At 64.7% G+C, this 16,699-nt stretch carries 13 protein-coding genes; 6 read left to right on the top strand and 7 right to left on the bottom strand.

Going from position 1 to position 16,699, the window contains the following annotated elements; all coding sequences use genetic code 11:
* Nucleotides 1–82 precede the first annotated feature (82 nt).
* Genes QN358_RS03145 through QN358_RS03120 form a run of 6 tightly spaced genes read left to right on the top strand, consistent with a single transcriptional unit; the run spans nucleotide 83 to nucleotide 9,100 of the window.
* The gene (locus tag QN358_RS03145) at nucleotides 83–1,333 is read left to right on the top strand and encodes an ABC transporter substrate-binding protein (RefSeq protein WP_323511564.1); all 1,251 of its coding nucleotides are present in this window, start codon (nucleotides 83–85) and stop codon (nucleotides 1,331–1,333) included.
* 16 nt (nucleotides 1,334–1,349) lie between these two features.
* A complete protein-coding gene (locus tag QN358_RS03140; protein WP_323511563.1) occupies nucleotides 1,350–2,282 on the top strand; it encodes a sugar ABC transporter permease in 933 nt (310 codons plus the stop codon).
* Nucleotides 2,279–3,097, top strand: coding sequence for a carbohydrate ABC transporter permease (locus QN358_RS03135; protein WP_323511562.1), 819 nt, complete (start codon nucleotides 2,279–2,281; stop codon nucleotides 3,095–3,097). Before QN358_RS03140 ends, QN358_RS03135 begins: the two co-directional genes overlap by 4 nt.
* Complete coding sequence (locus QN358_RS03130) at nucleotides 3,098–5,491, top strand: beta-glucosidase family protein (RefSeq protein WP_323511561.1); 2,394 nt, start codon at nucleotides 3,098–3,100, stop codon at nucleotides 5,489–5,491.
* Entirely contained in the window at nucleotides 5,484–7,901 is a 2,418-nt protein-coding gene (locus tag QN358_RS03125) for a glycosyl hydrolase family 95 catalytic domain-containing protein (RefSeq protein ID WP_323511560.1), read from the top strand. Before QN358_RS03130 ends, QN358_RS03125 begins: the two co-directional genes overlap by 8 nt.
* Entirely contained in the window at nucleotides 7,898–9,100 is a 1,203-nt protein-coding gene (locus QN358_RS03120; protein ID WP_323511559.1) for a multidrug effflux MFS transporter, read from the top strand. Before QN358_RS03125 ends, QN358_RS03120 begins: the two co-directional genes overlap by 4 nt.
* A 281-nt stretch (nucleotides 9,101–9,381) precedes the next feature.
* Here the strand turns inward: QN358_RS03120 and QN358_RS03115 are convergent, their stop codons facing one another.
* The 7 genes from QN358_RS03115 to QN358_RS03085 all read right to left on the bottom strand — a co-directional run bounded on the left by QN358_RS03115 (nucleotide 9,382) and on the right by QN358_RS03085 (nucleotide 16,647).
* Nucleotides 9,382–9,609, bottom strand: coding sequence for a twin-arginine translocase TatA/TatE family subunit (locus QN358_RS03115; RefSeq protein ID WP_323511558.1), 228 nt, complete (start codon nucleotides 9,607–9,609; stop codon nucleotides 9,382–9,384).
* A 212-nt stretch (nucleotides 9,610–9,821) separates the two neighbouring features.
* A complete protein-coding gene (locus QN358_RS03110; protein ID WP_323511557.1) occupies nucleotides 9,822–11,063 on the bottom strand; it encodes an MFS transporter in 1,242 nt (413 codons plus the stop codon).
* 4 nt (nucleotides 11,064–11,067) lie between these two features.
* A complete protein-coding gene (locus tag QN358_RS03105) occupies nucleotides 11,068–12,171 on the bottom strand; it encodes an ABC transporter substrate-binding protein (protein WP_323511556.1) in 1,104 nt (367 codons plus the stop codon).
* Between the two features lie 23 nt (nucleotides 12,172–12,194).
* Nucleotides 12,195–13,967, bottom strand: coding sequence for an ABC transporter permease (locus tag QN358_RS03100; protein WP_416351950.1), 1,773 nt, complete (start codon nucleotides 13,965–13,967; stop codon nucleotides 12,195–12,197).
* Nucleotides 13,967–15,094: an ABC transporter ATP-binding protein gene (locus QN358_RS03095; RefSeq protein WP_323511554.1), complete on the bottom strand. Its 1,128-nt coding sequence runs from the start codon at nucleotides 15,092–15,094 to the stop codon at nucleotides 13,967–13,969. Before QN358_RS03095 ends, QN358_RS03100 begins: the two co-directional genes overlap by 1 nt.
* Nucleotides 15,091–15,873 (bottom strand): NAD(P)-dependent oxidoreductase, encoded by a 783-nt coding sequence (locus tag QN358_RS03090; protein WP_323511553.1) that lies wholly within the window; start codon nucleotides 15,871–15,873, stop codon nucleotides 15,091–15,093. The genes QN358_RS03095 and QN358_RS03090 overlap by 4 nt, the downstream gene beginning before the upstream one ends.
* 150 nt (nucleotides 15,874–16,023) lie before the next feature.
* Entirely contained in the window at nucleotides 16,024–16,647 is a 624-nt protein-coding gene (locus QN358_RS03085) for a GntR family transcriptional regulator (protein WP_323511552.1), read from the bottom strand.
* Nucleotides 16,648–16,699: the final 52 nt, after the last annotated feature.

Genomic DNA, 16,699 nt, shown 5'->3' with positions numbered 1-16,699 from the left:
GCCTAGCTTGTCGAAACTTTCGAAAGGTTCAGCGTTGAACATCAATAGGAAACGTGTCAAAGTCCTTGCGTCGGTTGGTCTCGTGGCGTCTCTCGCCATCGGCCTCGGCGCGTGCTCCTCCTCCGCCGGAGGCTCCGGCGACAAGCAGATCCAGCTGTGGATGCTGCAGGACCAGCTCGACTCAGCGCAAAAGAGTGCGGTCGATGCCTTCAACGCCACATCAGATGTCAAGGTCGTGTTCAACGAGATCGCCTATGACGGCTACCAGGACAAGGTGCGCACGGCGATGGGTTCGAACCAGGCGCCTGACATCTTCTTCAACTGGTCGGGCGGCAGCATTCGCGACTACGTCGATGCTGGCAAACTGCTCGACCTCGACGACGCCGTCTCGAAAGACTCCTCGTTCAAGGATGCCTTCGTTCCCTCGATCTTCAATGTCGGCCAGATTGACGGCAAGCAGTACGCGATTCCGATGCGCGGCACGCAGCCCGTCGTGATGTTCTACAACAAGACCGTTCTCTCTGCCGCTGGCATCGCCGACGCGCCGAAGACGATGGACGACGTGATGAGCGACATCCCCAAGCTCACCGCGTCGGGCGTCACGCCGTTCGCCCTGGCAGGGGCGGGTTCTTGGACCGAGCTGATGTGGCTTGAGTACCTCGTCGATCGCATCGGTGGCCCCGACGTCTTCAAGAAGATCGAAGGCGGCGACACCTCCGGATGGTCTGACCCGGCGATTCTGAAAGCAGCGACCGAGATCAAGACCCTCGTCGACGCCGGTGCATTCGGCACCAACTTCGCCTCGGTCAACTACGGTTCGGGTGGATCGTCGACGCTGCTCGCTGAGGGCCGCGCCGGTATGCAGCTCATGGGCACTTGGGAATTTGCCACCCAGCTCGGGGAGAACCCTGACTTCGCGAACAACGACCTGGGGTACGCGGCGTTCCCTTCTGTGTCCGGCGGCGCCGGCGACCCGACCAACGTGGTCGGCAACCCGTCGAACTACTTCTCGGTGAACTCTGCCACGAAGTACCCCGACACCGCGATCGCCTTCCTGAAGACCCTCTCGTCTGCCGACTACACGGATGCTCTGCTCAAGGGCGGCGAGGTGCCGACCACGACGGCCACCGCTGGCAAGCTCGCCACCACCCCCAATCCTGACTTCGCTCAGTTCCAGTTCGATCTGGTGAAGAACGCGCCGAGCTTCCAGCTCTCGTGGGATCAGGCGATCAGCCCGACAATCTCCGGCCCCCTCCTGACCGAGCTGCAGAAACTGTTCAATGGCCAGGACACGCCGGAACAGTTCATCTCTGCCGTTCTCGCACTCAAGTAGCACGAGGAAGCGCACCGTGAGTACCCGCACCGTTGCACTACCGTCACGGCGCGCCGCAAAGAGCTCGGCCGGCCATTCTGTCGGCCGGCCGAGCTCGCTGTGGATCGTGCCGGGAACCATATTCTTCGGCCTCTTCGCTGTCGTGCCGCTCATCGGGGTCGCCTACCTCTCGTTCACCTCGTGGAATGGGCTCGGCACACCTCAGTTCACCGGCCTCGACAACTGGACCAGGCTGTTCGCCGATCCGGTCATGCCGCAGGCGATCGGTATCACCCTCGTGCTGCTCGTCGGCACCATCGTGGTGCAGGCTCCGCTCAGCCTGCTGCTCGGCGTCTGGGCGGCGGGGTTGCAGCGCAACCGCGCCATCCTGTCGGCGATCTACTTCCTGCCGCTGTTGCTGTCGTCTGCCGCCGCCGCGATCATGTGGAAGCAACTGCTCGACCCCAACTTCGGGGTACCTGGCCAGCTTGCGAAGATCTTCGGCGGAGACGGAAGCTTTCTCGGCACACCGACGGGTGCGATCGCGGCGCTCATCATCGTGTCGAGCTGGCAGTTCATTCCTTTTCACACGTTGATCTACCAGGGCGCGGCGCGGGCCATCTCTCCCACGCTCTACCAGGCCGCCTCGATCGATGGTGCGGGGCTCGTCAGGTCGTTCTTCTCGATCACCCTGCCGCAATTGAAGAACACCATGGTGACGTCGACGGTGCTCATGGTCGTCGGCGGCCTGACCGCGTTCGACCTCGTGCTGATCCTCACCCAGGGCGGGCCGGGAACAGACACGACGACGCTGCCCTACCTCATGTACAAAGACGCGTTCAAGAGCTTCGACATGGGCTACGGCAGCGCGATCGCCCTTCTGCTCGTGATTGTGGCCACGGCGGTTTCGATCGCCATGGTGAAGTTCAGCGGCTACGACAAGATGACCAGCACCCAGGAGGGGCTATGAAACCCCGCGCAAACGTCTTCGCCGGCCTCGGAAGCTTCGCCTGGCTTCTCGTTGTCGGTCTTCCGCTCTATGTTGTTCTCTCGGCTTCGTTACAGCCTCGCGCTTCGTACCTGAAGGGCGGCCCGATCTCGATTCCCACGAGCCTGACGCTCGACAATTACGCGTCGGTCTTCGCAAACGGCTTTCTGCTTTACCTCTTCAACACGATTCTCGTCGGAGTGGGCGTCGTGGCACTCGTGCTGGTGCTTGTTCTGCCGCTCGCCTATGGCATCGTGCGCGGAAGAGGCTGGGTGAACACCGGCTCGTTCCGCCTGTTCCTGCTCGGCCTCGCGATCCCCTCGCAGGCGGTGATCATTCCGATCTTCCTGCTGATCAATCAGCTGGGGCTCTACGACACCCTGTGGGCGATCATCCTTCCGACCGCCGCTTTCGCACTGCCGGTCAGTGTGCTGATTCTGACCGGCAGCATGCGCGACATTTCGAACGAGCTGTATGAGGCGATGACGCTCGATGGGGCAAGCCCGACGCGCATCTTCTTCACACTCGTGCTGCCGTTGTCGAAGTCGGGCATCTCGACGATCGCCGTGTTCACCGCCCTGCAGGCGTGGAACGGCTTTCTGTTCCCCCTCATCCTCACCCAGTCGCAGAGCACCAAGGTGGTCACCCTCGGGCTCTACAGCTTCATCAACCAGTACGGAGCCAATGTGCCCGGTCTGCTCGCGGCAGTCATTCTCTCCGCCCTTCCGATTCTGATCGTCTACCTGTTCGCCCGCCGCGCTCTCGTCGCCGGCCTGATGGGCGTGGGTGGCAAGTAGATGACTCTCGACACCGAAACCGACCTCGCCACCATTCCGCGCTGGCGGGATGCGGCACTGCCTACCGCAGTGCGCGTGTCATCGCTGATCGAGAGCATGACGCTCGAAGAGAAAGTGGCCCAACTGTACGGAGTCTGGGTCGGCGCGTCGTCAGACGGCGGCGACGTGGCGCCGTACCAGCACGACATGGAAGAGCCCATCGATCTCGACGAGCTGCTTTCAGACGGGCTGGGGCAATTGACCAGGCCCTTCGGCACGGCTCCGGTCGACGCTGCATTAGGAGCCCTCTCCCTGGCGAAGAGCCAGCGCAGGATTGCTGGCGCGAACCGATTCGGCATTCCGGCTCTGGCCCACGAAGAGTGCCTCGCCGGTTTCACCGCCTGGGGAGCCACCGCCTACCCCGTGCCGCTGACATGGGGAGCGACCTTCAACCCGCCGCTCGTGTCACAGATGGCCGGCCAGATCGGCGCAAGCATGCGCGCAGTGGGCGTGCACCAGGGCCTCGCCCCCGTGCTTGATGTGACACGTGACCCGCGCTGGGGCAGAACCGAGGAGACGATCGGCGAAGACCCGTATCTCGTCGGCACCATCGCGACCGCCTACATCACCGGCCTGGAATCGGCTGGCATCATTGCCACCCTGAAGCATTTCGTCGGGTATTCGGCGTCGAAGGCCGCGCGCAACCTGGCCCCGGTTTCGGTGGGACATCGCGAGTTGCAGGACGTGCTGCTCGCCCCCTTCGAGATGGCTGTTCGGCATAGCGGAGTGCGTTCGGTCATGCATGCGTACACCGACATCGATGGCGTACCCACTGCCGCCGATGAGGGCTTGCTGACTGGATTGCTTCGTGACACGTGGGGCTTCGACGGAACCGTCGTAGCCGACTACTTCGGCGTGGCATTCCTGCACACGCTGCACCATGTGGCCGAGACCCTCGGCGACGCCGCAGCACTGGCCCTCGTCGCCGGCGTCGATGTCGAACTGCCGACGCGCAAAGCCTTCGGGCAGCCCCTGCTCTCGGCCGTCACCGACGGCCTTCTCGACGAGTCGTATGTCGACCGCGCTCTCGAGCGGGTGCTGCGCCAGAAGGTCGAACTCGGGCTGCTCGATGAGGGATGGACGGGCATTCCTGAGGGTTTCACTGAGAGCGATCTGCTCGACCCGGGTACCAGTACGGGGCGCATCGACCTCGATGGCCCCGAGCAGAGGGCGCTTGCGCGAACGATCGCCGAGCAGGGTGTCGTTCTCGTGAAGAACGATGGCCTTCTGCCTGTAGCGGTCACGCCGTCAGCTCCCCGTCGCATCGCGGTGATCGGCCCGAGCGCCTCCGATGCGCTGACGATGCTCGGCTGCTACTCGTTTCCTGCGCACGTCGGCTCGCACCAACCCGAGGTGGCCCTCGGCATCGAAATCCAGACGCTCTCTGAGGCGGTTCGCGCCGAGTTCCCCGGCAGTGAGATCGTCGTCGCCCAAGGCTGCTCGATCGACGGAAGCGACCGCTCCCATATCGGCGCGGCCGTCGAGGTGGCACAGTCGGCAGACCTGGTGATCGCCGTCGTGGGTGACCGCGCCGGCCTATTCGGTCGCGGAACCTCCGGTGAGGGCTGCGACGCCGAATCGTTGCGGCTGCCGGGAGTTCAGGAGGCGCTCGTCGAAGCACTCAGCGCGGCGGGCACCCCCCTCGTACTCGTCTCGATCGCGGGCCGGCCCTACGCACTCGGCGCGGTGATCAAGGGTGCGGCGGCCATGCTGCAGACATTCTTTCCCGGTGAAGAAGGCGCTGGGGCGATAGCGGGCGTCATCAGCGGGCGGGTGAACCCGTCGGGCCGACTTCCCGTGAGCATTCCGGCACTGCCAGGGTCGCAACCCTCGACGTACCTGCAGGCCCCCCTGGCCGGGCCGAGCGACGTGTCGAACATCGACCCGACGCCGCTCTTCGCGTTCGGACACGGGCTCGGGTACACCACGTTCGAGTGGGGCAGCCCGCTCGTCGATTCGGCGGTGCCGAGTGGACACACCAGCGTCGCGACGGATTCATCGCTCACCGTGAGCGTCTCGGTGACGAACTCCGGGTCTGTCGCCGGCGCCGACGTCGTGCAGCTGTACCTGCACCGCGACCATGCGCAGGTGGTCCAACCGAGCAGCCGCCTGCTCGGTTATTCGCGCGTCGAACTCGAACCCGGCGAGACCCGCACAGTTACCTTCGATGTGTCCGCCGACCTTACCTCCTTCACCGGTCTCGCGAAGACGCGAGTAATTCAGCCCGGCGAGATCGAGCTGCGCATCGGCCATTCGAGCAGCGACACGGCCTCCTCGCTCGCAATCACCCTCAGCGGCGCCCAGCGGGTGGTCGACCACACCCGAACCATGCTCTGCCCGGTGAGCGTTGACTGACCCGATGGGCCCGCAGGGGTTCACCAGCACCACACAGGCGCACTCGTGGGCCGACGGAGTCGTCGCCGGTAGCGGCACCGTCGGGGCCGTGGTCTACGGCACGCCCGAGCGGCACACCATCACGTTCGCGCACGAAGAGTTCTTTCTGCCGGCCAACCTGCGGTCACCTGCGCCGAACATGACTCCACGCCTGGGCGAGCTGCGTGAGGCGCTGTTCGCCGGCGATTCGACCACCGCATCAGCTGTGATGCTCGAAGCGGCGGAGGAATCAGGCGACCCCGGCGAACTGATCTGGACAGACCCTCTGGTGCCCTGCGCTTCGGTGTCGTGGAGCCCCGATGCGGCCGGTGCCGCCGAGCAGTACCTGCGCACCGTCGACTACACGACAGGGGAGGCAACGGTCGCCTGGGGCGAACGCGGCAGTCGCCAGTCGATCGCGACCCTGGCCCTTCGATCGACGTCGCGGGTCGTCATCACCATCCGTTCCGAGCGTGCGGCGACAGGCATCCTGAGCATTTCGAACCAGAACGTGGTCGAGCCGAGCGGGGTGGGCGTCGGAGCGGTGGACTACCTCTCGTTAGTGAGCTCTGCCGCCGGAGCCACGAACGATGCGCTCTGGCTCGATCTGCGTGCGCCGGGGCGCGAACCGGGAACGGCCGTCGGGGCGCTGACCACGGTTCGCTTCAGTTCGCCCGGCAGCGTCGTCACCGCCGCCGGTGACGAAGGGGCGGTGCGCCTCACGGTCGACCCCGAACATCCGCTGGTCATCGTGGTGGACATTCGGCCCTACCCCCTCACCGGGCGAGAACTGCCACCCGTGCTTGCGGACGTCTCACCGGGCCCGGGCACGGCCGAAGAAGCCCAAAAGATGCAACGAGAACGACACGGCTCACTTATGGCCGCGAGCTCGTTCTTGCTCGGCCGAATCGAAGAGAACACGGTGCACGGCACTGCCACCTCTGAGCAGCTTTGGGCGGCGGTACGAGCCGAGGATGCCCCGGTCGGTGCGGTCAACGCGATCATCGAAGCCGCTTTCGCCGCTGGCCGACACACCATCATCTCGTCGACCGGCCGCCTGCCACCGACACTGCAAGGAGTGTGGCAGGGCACGTGGACGCCAGCCTGGTCTGCCGACTACACTCTGAACGGCAACGTACAGAACGGCGCGATCGCGGCACTGGCATCAACCGGCAACCCCGAACTGCTGCTTCCCTTCTTCGACCTCATCGGCTCCTTCACCCATGACTACGTCGACAACGCGGCCCGCCTGTACGCAGCCGAGGGCTACCTGATTAATGCCCGCGTCACGACGCACGGCCACGCCAACCACTTCGTCGCCGACTACCCGCACCTGTTCTGGGTGGGCGCCGGTGGGTGGGCCCTGCGGTTCGCCTTCGACTACTTCAGCACGACGGGCGACGTCGCGTTTCTGCGCGAGTGGGCCTGGCCGTTCGCGCAGAAGGTGCTGCGGTTCTATGAGACGGCGCTCGTCGAGCGCGACGGCGCCCTGCACATCGTTCCGTCATACTCGCCCGAGAACATTCCCGGCGATCACACGAGCCCGCTGGCCGTCGACGCCACCTGCGATATCGCGATCATCCGCGACGCCGTGGCCGTGGGACTCGAGATAGGACGCGTGCTCGACGACGACCGGTTCAGCGTGGGCTGGTCAGCTCTGCGCAATTCGCTGCCGCCCTACCGGGTGGCGCCTGACGGGGCTCTGGCCGAATGGATCGACCCGCACTACCCCGACCGCCTCGAACACCGGCACTCGTCGCAGCTGTACCCGCTCTGGTACAGAGTCGACGACGCGTTCGACACACCCGAGCTGAAGGAGGCCGCCCGACGCACCATCGAGCGCAAGCTCGCCTGGCGCATGGCAGACCCGACAGCGCCGCCCGGGCGCATGGAGATGGCATTCGGCCTCGTTCAACTCGGGCTCGCCGCCAGCGCCCTGGGAGAATCCGAGCTCGCTCTGACCTGTGTCGTGCTGCTTGCTCGAGACCACTGGAAGTCGAACATGGTCTCGACCCACGACGCCGGGGTGATCTTCAACGTCGACGCGAGCGGGGGTCTTCCTGCGGTCGTCGCGAGCATGATCATCCGGTCTCAGCCCGGCACTCTCGGGCTCCTCCCCGCGCTGCCAGCGAGTTGGAACACGGGTGAGGTTCGCGGGTTCACAGGCCGGGGTGGCATTCGCATCGACCGACTGGCATGGACGCCGAGCGGTGCAGAGTTCGTGCTCAGCACCGCGCCCGGCAGCGCGGCCAGTCGCACCTCAGAGGTTCTGCTGGTTCAGACCGTGGTCGATGCGGTGATCGACAGCTCAGAGTTGCTCGAGCAGGTCTCGCCGCGAGAGTTTCGTCTCGACCTGAGCTCAGGAAGAGCATCCGGGCACCTGCGCTGGTGACCGAGGTGCAGGTTCGGCACCAACGCCTTCTCATGATCGTGCTCGGAATGCTCGTGGCGCTCGGGCCCTTCACGATCGACCTCTACCTGCCCGCCTTTCCCGCGATGCAGCACGATCTCGACGCGTCGACAGCAGCGATTGCCTTCACGCTCACCGGGGCAACGCTCGGGTTCGGTGTCGGGCAGCTCATTGTGGGGCCGCTCAGCGACTCGGTCGGGCGCAGGGTTCCGCTGATCGCCTCGATCTCCCTCCACATCGTGGCGACCGCTGGGGCGGCGGGTGCCGGGTCCGTCGCGTGGCTCACCGTGTTCCGTGTTGCGCAGGGAATGGGCGTGACAGCGACCGGGGTCGTGGTCATCGCCGTCGCGCGCGACCTCTTCTCGGGTCAGCGGCTGGTGCAGACGCTGGCGAATGTGGCGGTGATCAGCGGGGTCGCCCCCATCGCCGCCCCGGTGTTCGGGTCACAACTGCTCCGGATCACCGATTGGCGCGGCATCTTCCTGGTGATCTGCGGGTACGCGGCGGTGGCACTTCTCGCAGTCATTTTTCTTGTGCCTGAAACCTTGGCGGCCCCACATCGTTCGCGCCTTCGGCTCGCGGTGATTCTGGCGCGGTACCGGGCGCTCGGTCAAGACCCGGGGTTCGCCGGCGTCGCCATTGTCGGGGCGTTGGTCTGGTCGGTGCTGTTCAGCTACCTCGCTGCATCGACCTTCCTGTTTCAGAATGTCTACGCTCTGGATGCCCAGCAGTTCGGTCTCGTGTTCGCGGGCAATGCAGTGCTGGGGCTCGCTGCCGGGCAGATCACATCGCGACTGCTCATCCCGCGGTGGGGAACCGGGCGGGTGCTGACCGCGGCCATTACGGGTCTCGTTGCAGCCGCCGGCGCGGTCGCTCTGTCGGCAACCGTGACAGGCAGCCTATCGGCATTCATCGTATCGATGATGGCGGTCGTGGCCTGCTGCGGCAGCGCGATGCCGTGCCTGCAGATTTTGGGGCTGCAGCACCAGGGCGAACAGGCCGGCACTGCCGCCTCGGTACTCGGCGGCATCAACTTCTGTGTCGCCGGTCTCGTTACACCGCTCGTCGGCCTGCTCGGAGTCAGCACACCGCTGCCTCTCGCCGCGATCATCGCAACAGCGGCCGGGGTGGCTCTTGCAACCCGGCTACTGTTGGGGCGGGGAAGTCTGCGGGATGACTGATGCAAACTCTCTGCCTCTCATTTCGCGCTGAACATCTGACATCTATACCAGGGTAAAAACGATGGTTGGCCGTCGTGCGAAGAAGAACCTGAGGACGCTGCCCGTCGTTGAGTCCGTTGCAACGGACTCGACTCATGCCTTGGAAACCTAAAGAATATTGAGACGTCTCAGACTAGTTGTTAGGGCTGGGTTGTGGTCCGCCAATACTGGCCAACGAGTTCCTTTGCACTCTTCAGGGCCTAGAGTCACCAGAGTTTATGAGACACCCGTACGGAGTCGACTTAGCGAGCAACCTGGTCTAGGCGAACTGGCGCAGTATCGCCTGCCGCTGTGTCGATTCCTGCGGCGGACGGGGTGTCGGCAGCTTCTCTGGCTTCGGATTTCAGGATGCGAGCTGATTGGCCGACACTTGCCGCGAGAGCAGGCAGCTTCGCTGCGCCGAAGAACAGCAGGATGACGCCGAGCACAATGAGGCCGTGCCAGCCGTTGAGGTTTTGGAGTAGTCCCATGATGGTTCGTTCCTGTCGTCAAGATGATTCGATGAGAGTGCATGCGTTCGTCGCCGCGGCGCCGGATGGTGTGCCGGCGTTCTGGTAAAGAAGTTCCCATCGTGGTTGCCGACTCAAGCGATCGGCTTGGGGTCGTCTATGACAGCGTTGTTAATGGTAACGAGGTCTGTAAGGTCGGACGCTCGTGATCGGGCTGTTCTGTTGCGACGTTATTACGGCCCCGGGTCTCCTGCGTGTGGTGAATCGTCCGTGTTTGGTGCCCAGCGTGAGAGCCAGGCCGTCGTGACGAGAGTGGCACCGGTGACTCCGAAGGCGAGGGTGGCGCCGCCGCCGACCGTCACTCCGGCTATTGCAATGGGGAGCAGGGTCTGCCCGGCGCGGTTTGCGAGCAGGCGGAGAGACGCCGCCACTCCCAGGTCGCGTACCGGGGTCACCAGGGTGATCCACGACATGGTGAGAGGCTGCACGATTCCGATTGTGAGGCCGTAGACGACCATTCCGGCGACTAGCGCGAGGGGTGGGCTTGGCGTTGCGAGAAGTATGAGACTACCGGCGGACGCGATACCGGCGATGACGAGTACCCGGCGGCGGCCGAGTCGGCGGGTGAGCATTCCGAGACAAATCCGGGAGAGCATTGTCGCAGCGCCTCGGGCTACCAGCATTGCGCTGAGCCATGCCGGGGCGAGACCGCGTTCTTGGGCCAGCAGCGGAAGATACGCGATCAAAATGTCGAGAGACGAGAGAGCGAGACTACTCGCCACCAGCGCGGGTACCACCCCGCGGCGCCGAAGCAGTGTGCGGAGCGACCCGGGGCTTCCCTGACTGCGCTTTTGCGCGGTGGGGGGAGTGTGGAACGGGGCCGGATCGTCCGGTCCTTGCGTGGTTCGAGACCGGATCAGGGCGGACAGAAGGAGACAGGCGACCGCGGCGCAGAGAACATTGAGGGTCACGCCCTCGAACGCTGGAAAATTCGCCGTTCCGGAGTGCAGCAGTAGCAGCAATAGTGGTCCGAGCATCTGGCCGCTGGAGGTCGCGAAGGTGTAGAGGCCGAACGCTGAGTCGAGGCGGCCTGCCTGCGCCCCGCGCATCACCCAGGCCTGCTCCCCGACGACAGAGAACAGCACCCCGAGCCCGAGGAAGGCTGTGGCGGCGATCAGCCCGAAGAGCGTAGCGCCGGCAAACAATGCGCTGAGGGCGGCCAGCACGAACGCGACAGCTCCCGCCACGAGCATTCGGCGTTCACCGAACCGGTCGATGAAGCTCCCCGAGGGGAGTGCGAGCAGCAGGGGCGGAACCGCAAACGCCGCTGTTGCGGTTCCCAACCAGACCGGGTCGTAGCCCTGATCGAGGATCGCGTAGGAGATCGCTGGGCGCATCCCGTAGCTGATGACCTGCACCCGCACGGCGTGACCGAGCAGAATGCCCAGTGACGCCGTGCCGGTGCGAGAGTTCACTCGATCAGCCGGTGTAGCCGAAGATCTGCGACCACAGGGAGGCATCGGGCTGCAGGTTGTCGAGAGACTCCTGCAGTGTGGCGCGGTGCACGAAGCCGTCGTCTGCGGCCGGGAGCCCGATGTCTCCGATGGTCGGGTTTGGCAGGCCGGTGTGCACCGGGTAGTCGCCGATGGATGCGGCCAGTTCCTGGCCTGCTGAGGAGAGCAGCCAGTTGATGAAGACCGTGCTGGCGTTCGGCCGCTTGGTGCTCGACGTCTCGCCGAGGTAGAAGGGGTATGCCGCGGCGCCCTCTTCCGGTGTCGCGATGGTGAGCGGTGCACCGTCGAGAACAGCCGAGTAGGCGGTCGCGATCGGAACTGGCCCGATGCCAATCTCGCCGCGGGAGAGTGCATCGGTGAGTGACGCTGAGGAGTCGAAGATGCGGGGTTTCGCGGCGGCGTAGCTCTCGAGCCAGTCCTGCCCGAGGGTGTCGAGCTGGAATCGCGTAAGGGCCGCGGTGCTGCCGCCCGCGCCGACCTGGACAATGCCGAGTTTGCCGGCGTACTCCGGCTTGATCAGATCGGCCCAGTTCTTGGGCGCCGTGTCTGATGAGACCACTTGGTTGTTGTAGGCGAAGCTGTACACGCGGTCGAAGCTGTTGAAGTACAGGCCGTCGTCGTAGATAGCTTCCGGGATGAGGGCCTTGCTGATATCTGGGCTGAGCTCGGTTTTCTGGAATGCTTTCTGGTCGGCGAGCTGGGCGATGAGGTCTTCACCGGAGATGCGGATCAGGTCTGCGCCGAGCTGGCCGGCGGAGAGCTCACTCAGGATGCGCTCTTGGAGCTTGTTCGGCGCGAGGCGCACAATCTCGACGTCTATTCCGGTGGCGTCGGTGAACGCGTCAGCGACCTGCTGCTCGGAGGTTTCGCTGCCGCCGGTGTAGAACACCAGCGAGCCTTCGTCCTTCGCTGCTTTGTAGACGTCTGCAGTGGCAACGACCTCTCCGTCGATGACGAGGTCGCCGTTGTCGGCCGTCTGCACGCTCCCTCCGGAGCTGCCGGCGGAGCAGCCCGTGAGGGCGAGACCGACGATGGCCAGTGCGGCCACGGCGGGGATGATTCTTTTCATGTCATTTCCTCTCTGAAATGGGTTCAACGGGTTGAGCTGGAGTCGGCGCCGAACCGGCGCGCGAGGTAGGCGAGAATGAAGATCACGACGCAATAGACGAGGCTGGTCGCCGCGCTCTGCTGCAGAACGCCGTTCTCGAAGTCGTCGAAGATGACGATCGAGAGCAGCCTCGTGTCGGTGGTGAACAGGAACAGCGGCACCGTCAGCTCACGCATCGAGAGCATGAGCAGCAGCAGGAACGTCGACGTGAGCGGCACACGCAGCAGCGGAACGGTGATGCGCCAGATGGCGCGCACCCGACTGGCACCGTGCATCACGGCGCTGTCTTCGAGGTCGGCGTGCACCTGCAGAATCGACGAGCTGGCACCTTGGTATCCCTGTGGCATCTGCGCGGCGGTGAAGGCGATGATCATCACCAGCAGCGTTCCGTAAACCGGGACAGGGAGGATCAGCCAGGTCCAGAGCAAGCCGAGGCCGAGCACGATCGACGGCACCGCCAGCGGCAGCATACTGATGTAGCCGAGACCGGCCCGTCCCGGCAGGGTACTGCGATTGACGACATACGAGACGATAAAGGAGAGGATCGTGCCCACCAACGCAGCGGCGATCGCGACGATCACCGAGTTGATGGTTGCCCGGTGCACGACGCTGTCGCCGATGGCTTCCGCAAAGGCGTCAAGCGAGAGCTGTTTCCCGGTGAACGATCCGAGGATGGTGCTGATGTAGGGCTTGTCGTGCACGGTGACGAAGAGCAGCGCGAGAAGCGGCAGCACCGTGGCGAGGATGAAGTACACCACGCCAAGCGCGAGAGCGGGGGTGCGGAACCGCCCGAGGTCGACGACTCCGAGCTTCAATCCCTTTCCGGAGACGGTCGTGTAATTGCGTTTCGCCAGTACGCGTCGTTGCAGCACGGTCACGATCACGACGATGACGACAAGGGTGATCGCCACGGCCGCTGCTTCGTTGCCCCGCGCCGGGGCCGAGTTCATCAGGCGGTATATGTACGTCGGGAGGGTGTCGAGGCCGCCGGCGCTGCCGATGATCTGCGCGACAGGGAAGTTCTCGACGGTTAGCACGAAGATGAGGATGGCCGCGCCGAGAATCGCCGGCAATGCGAGCGGGAGCGTCACCTTGCGGAGAACGGTGCGGGGCGTCGCGCCGTGGATGCGTGCTGCTTCTTCGAGGTCGGGGTTCATCAGGCTGAAGCTGGCGTGGATGAGGAGGAACGCGTACGGAGCGTAGTAGATCCCCAGAACGAAGACGAGGCCCGGCGTGTTGAAGATGTTCAGGAACGGCGAAAGCCCGACATCCTTGGCGAGGATGTTCAGCAGCCCGGCATTCGGCCCGCCGAGCACCGACCACGCGAGGGCGCCGACGTAGGAGGGAAGGAACATCGGCACTAAGCCGACGAAGAACAGGAATCGTTTCGCCTGCACGTTGGTGCGTGCCGTGACGAACGCGAGGAAGCCGCCGATGATCAGAGCGACGATCGATGAACCGATCCCGACGAGGAGCGAATTCAGCGCAGCTCCCCCGGCACCGGGTCCGAACACGGTGGCGAAGTTCTTCAGCGTAAGTCCGGTCAGGTCAATGTTGCCAGGCCTCGGTGTCGTGCTCGTGAAAGCGGAAAGCACGACCAGGCCCACCGGCAGCAGAATGAGCACAGCCAGAATGGCGTAGAGCACGCCGGGGCCGAGCCCTCGGCCAAGACCGGATCGGCTCTTCTTCTGTCGATTGCTCGGTGGCACGACGGGGGGCGTCGCCGGGGTCGGACGTTCGAGGTTCACCGTGACCATCACGCCACCGCCTGGATCAGCGAGGTGGGTTCGGTTCTCTGCGGCCCGCCACCGACTTCAATGGGCAGCACCTGGATCGCTTCCAGAGGAATGAGGATGCGTACGTCGTCACCCATCTCTTGATGGAGTCGGCGGTGCTTGCTTCCGAGAACGGTCACTTCTACAGAATTGCCAAGGCGGATGCGGTACGTCGCGGTCGCGCCCTGGAACTCCTTGGTGATCACCTGCCCGGTGATCGCGTTCGGCGAGGAGCTCTCGGCGTCGACACCGATGAGGATGTCTTCGCCGCGGATGCACGCCCGGAGGTCGACTCCGTGGGCGTATGCGGGCACCTGCAGCAGAACATCCGTTCCCGTGAGCCGCACCGTGTCGGGGTCGACCGCGTCGACGGGGAGGATGTTGCCGACTCCGAGGAAGTCGGCGATCGAAGCGCTGAGCGGGCGGGAGTAGATCTCGTCGGGGGTGCCGACCTGCACGATGCGGCCGAATTGCATCATCGCGATGTGATCGGCCAGCGCGAGCGCCTCCTCCTGGTCGTGCGTGACGTAGATCGAGGTCAGGCCGAGCCGCGTCTGCAGCTCCCGGAGGTCACCCCGCAGACGGTGACGCAGTCTCGCGTCGAGGTTCGAGAGCGGCTCGTCGAGCAGCATGACCGACGGCTGCATGACGACACTCCGCGCAAGGGCGACGCGCTGCATCTGCCCACCGGAGAGCATGCTGGCACCGCGATCGGCGAACCCCTCGAGGCCGACGAGTTCGAGGGTCTCGCTCACCCGCCGGTTGATCTCCGTCTTGCCGAGCCGCTGCATGCTGAGCGGGAAGGCCACGTTCTCGAAAACGGTCATGTGCGGCCAGATCGCGTAAGACTGGAACACCATGCCGATGTTGCGCTTGTGCGACGGCTTGTTGATGCGCCTCTCGCTGTCGAAGAGCACCTGGTCGCCGACGCGGATGACGCCGGTATCGGGAGTCTCGAGGCCCGCAATGCAGCGCATCGTGCTCGTCTTGCCACAACCCGACTGTCCGAGCAGCACCAGGGCTTCGCCTTCCTCGATCTCGACATTCAGATCGCGCACGGCGACCGAGTCGCCGTAGCTCAGGGTCAGGTTCTCCACCGAGATCTTCATGCTGCGGTCACCTCTTCTTTCAGAAAACTGCTGAGCCATTCGTGTGCCGCATCGGTGGCCCAGCTGGGCTGGCCGAGCGCGACCAGATAGTCGTGGGCGTCTTCCACTTCGTGCACGCGCCGACCGGCGTGCTGCACCGAGCCGGTGAGCAGCCGATCGATGAGTTCTGAATTGTCGCCGGAGAGCTCCTCGATGATCTGACCCCGCAGCCACTCCTCGCAGCCTGCGTGGCGTGCGGCGTTCACAGACTCGAGAACGACGGCCGCCAGACCCTTCATGAAGACGCTTCGGATGAGCTTGCGGGCCGCCGCATCGCCGGGTGCGCCGGCGATGGACTCCAGTGGCGCACCGACTGGGCGGAGCAGTTCGAGAAAGCGATCCGCCCCGCTTCCACTGGCCATCAGCGGCGTCTCCGCACCGTGCCGGGGAACGGGAGCGAGCACGGCGACGTCGGCGAACGCGATGCCCCGGGCCGTGCAGAGTTCACCGATCGTCGTCTTGAGCGCAGGTGAGCCCGTGTTGAAGTCGGCGAAGACGGCATCCGGAGCCATGACCTCGACAGCGAGCTCAGCGACGCTGAGCGCTGCCCTTGCCCCCACCAGGCTCACGACGACGTCGGCGTTCCGGAGGGCCTCGGCCAGCTCGGCACTCTGTGCGATTCCCGGCTCGTCGAGCGTGAGGAACGGGTCATAGCCCTGCACGGTGAAGCCCTTGTCTCGCAGGCCCCTGGCGTAGATCGCACCGGCCTCACCGAGACCGATTATCGCTGCAGTCGTCATCGACCGTCCTTTCGCTCCGTTGCGCAATCCGAGTTCGTATCTGCAGGACTGTACGGGCTCACGGCGATGGTTGTCAATTACGTTGACGGGATTGTTACCAATCCAATTATACCGGCGGGTCGCCACAGAGGGGGGCCATTTATTACACCGTCAGAGTGCGCGGAGGGTGCGGATGATACTGCCCACGTGATCCGCCATGACCACTTCAGCCCGAGCAGCATCCCGCGCGCAGACCGCGTCGATGATCGCGAGGTGCTCCGGGAGCGAGACCGACGGCCGGCCCGGCAGCAGCGACAGACGGAACTGGTGCCGCACCATCTGGCCGTTGAGTTGCTCGATGATTCTGTTCGCGGTCGCATGGTGGCCGAGTTCCCGCACGCGGGCGTGCATGATCGCGTTCAGATCTGAGTAGGTCATCAGTTCGCCGTGCGCCACCGCTTCCGACATCTGTTCGCCCAGGAGGCGCAGTTCCACGATCTCCTCATCGGTGATGTTTTGGGCCGCCCGCCCGGCGACCAGCCCCTCGACCGACTTGCGGATCTCCGTGATCTCGATCGCCTCTTGCGCCGAGATCTCGCGCACCCGGGCTCCGCGATTGGGTTGCAGTTCGACCAGGCCATCCGAGGCGAGTTGGATCAGCGCGGTACGGATGACGAACCGGCTCGCGCCGAAGTCTTCGGTGAGTTCGGCCTCAATGAGACGCTGCCGGGGGGCGAAGTCGCCCCGGAGGATCGCACCGCGCAACTTCTGGTGTACTTCGGAGAGCTCACTCATGCTGCCATTCTCTTGGTCATTGGTTCGGCGTCATAATTGTTGACAATTCTGC

The organism is Subtercola sp. RTI3 (assembly GCF_035018625.1).
GTDB lineage: Bacteria > Actinomycetota > Actinomycetes > Actinomycetales > Microbacteriaceae > Subtercola > Subtercola vilae.
Note: the sequence above shows the minus strand (reverse complement) of the source record. Positions and strands in the feature narration are given on the sequence as shown.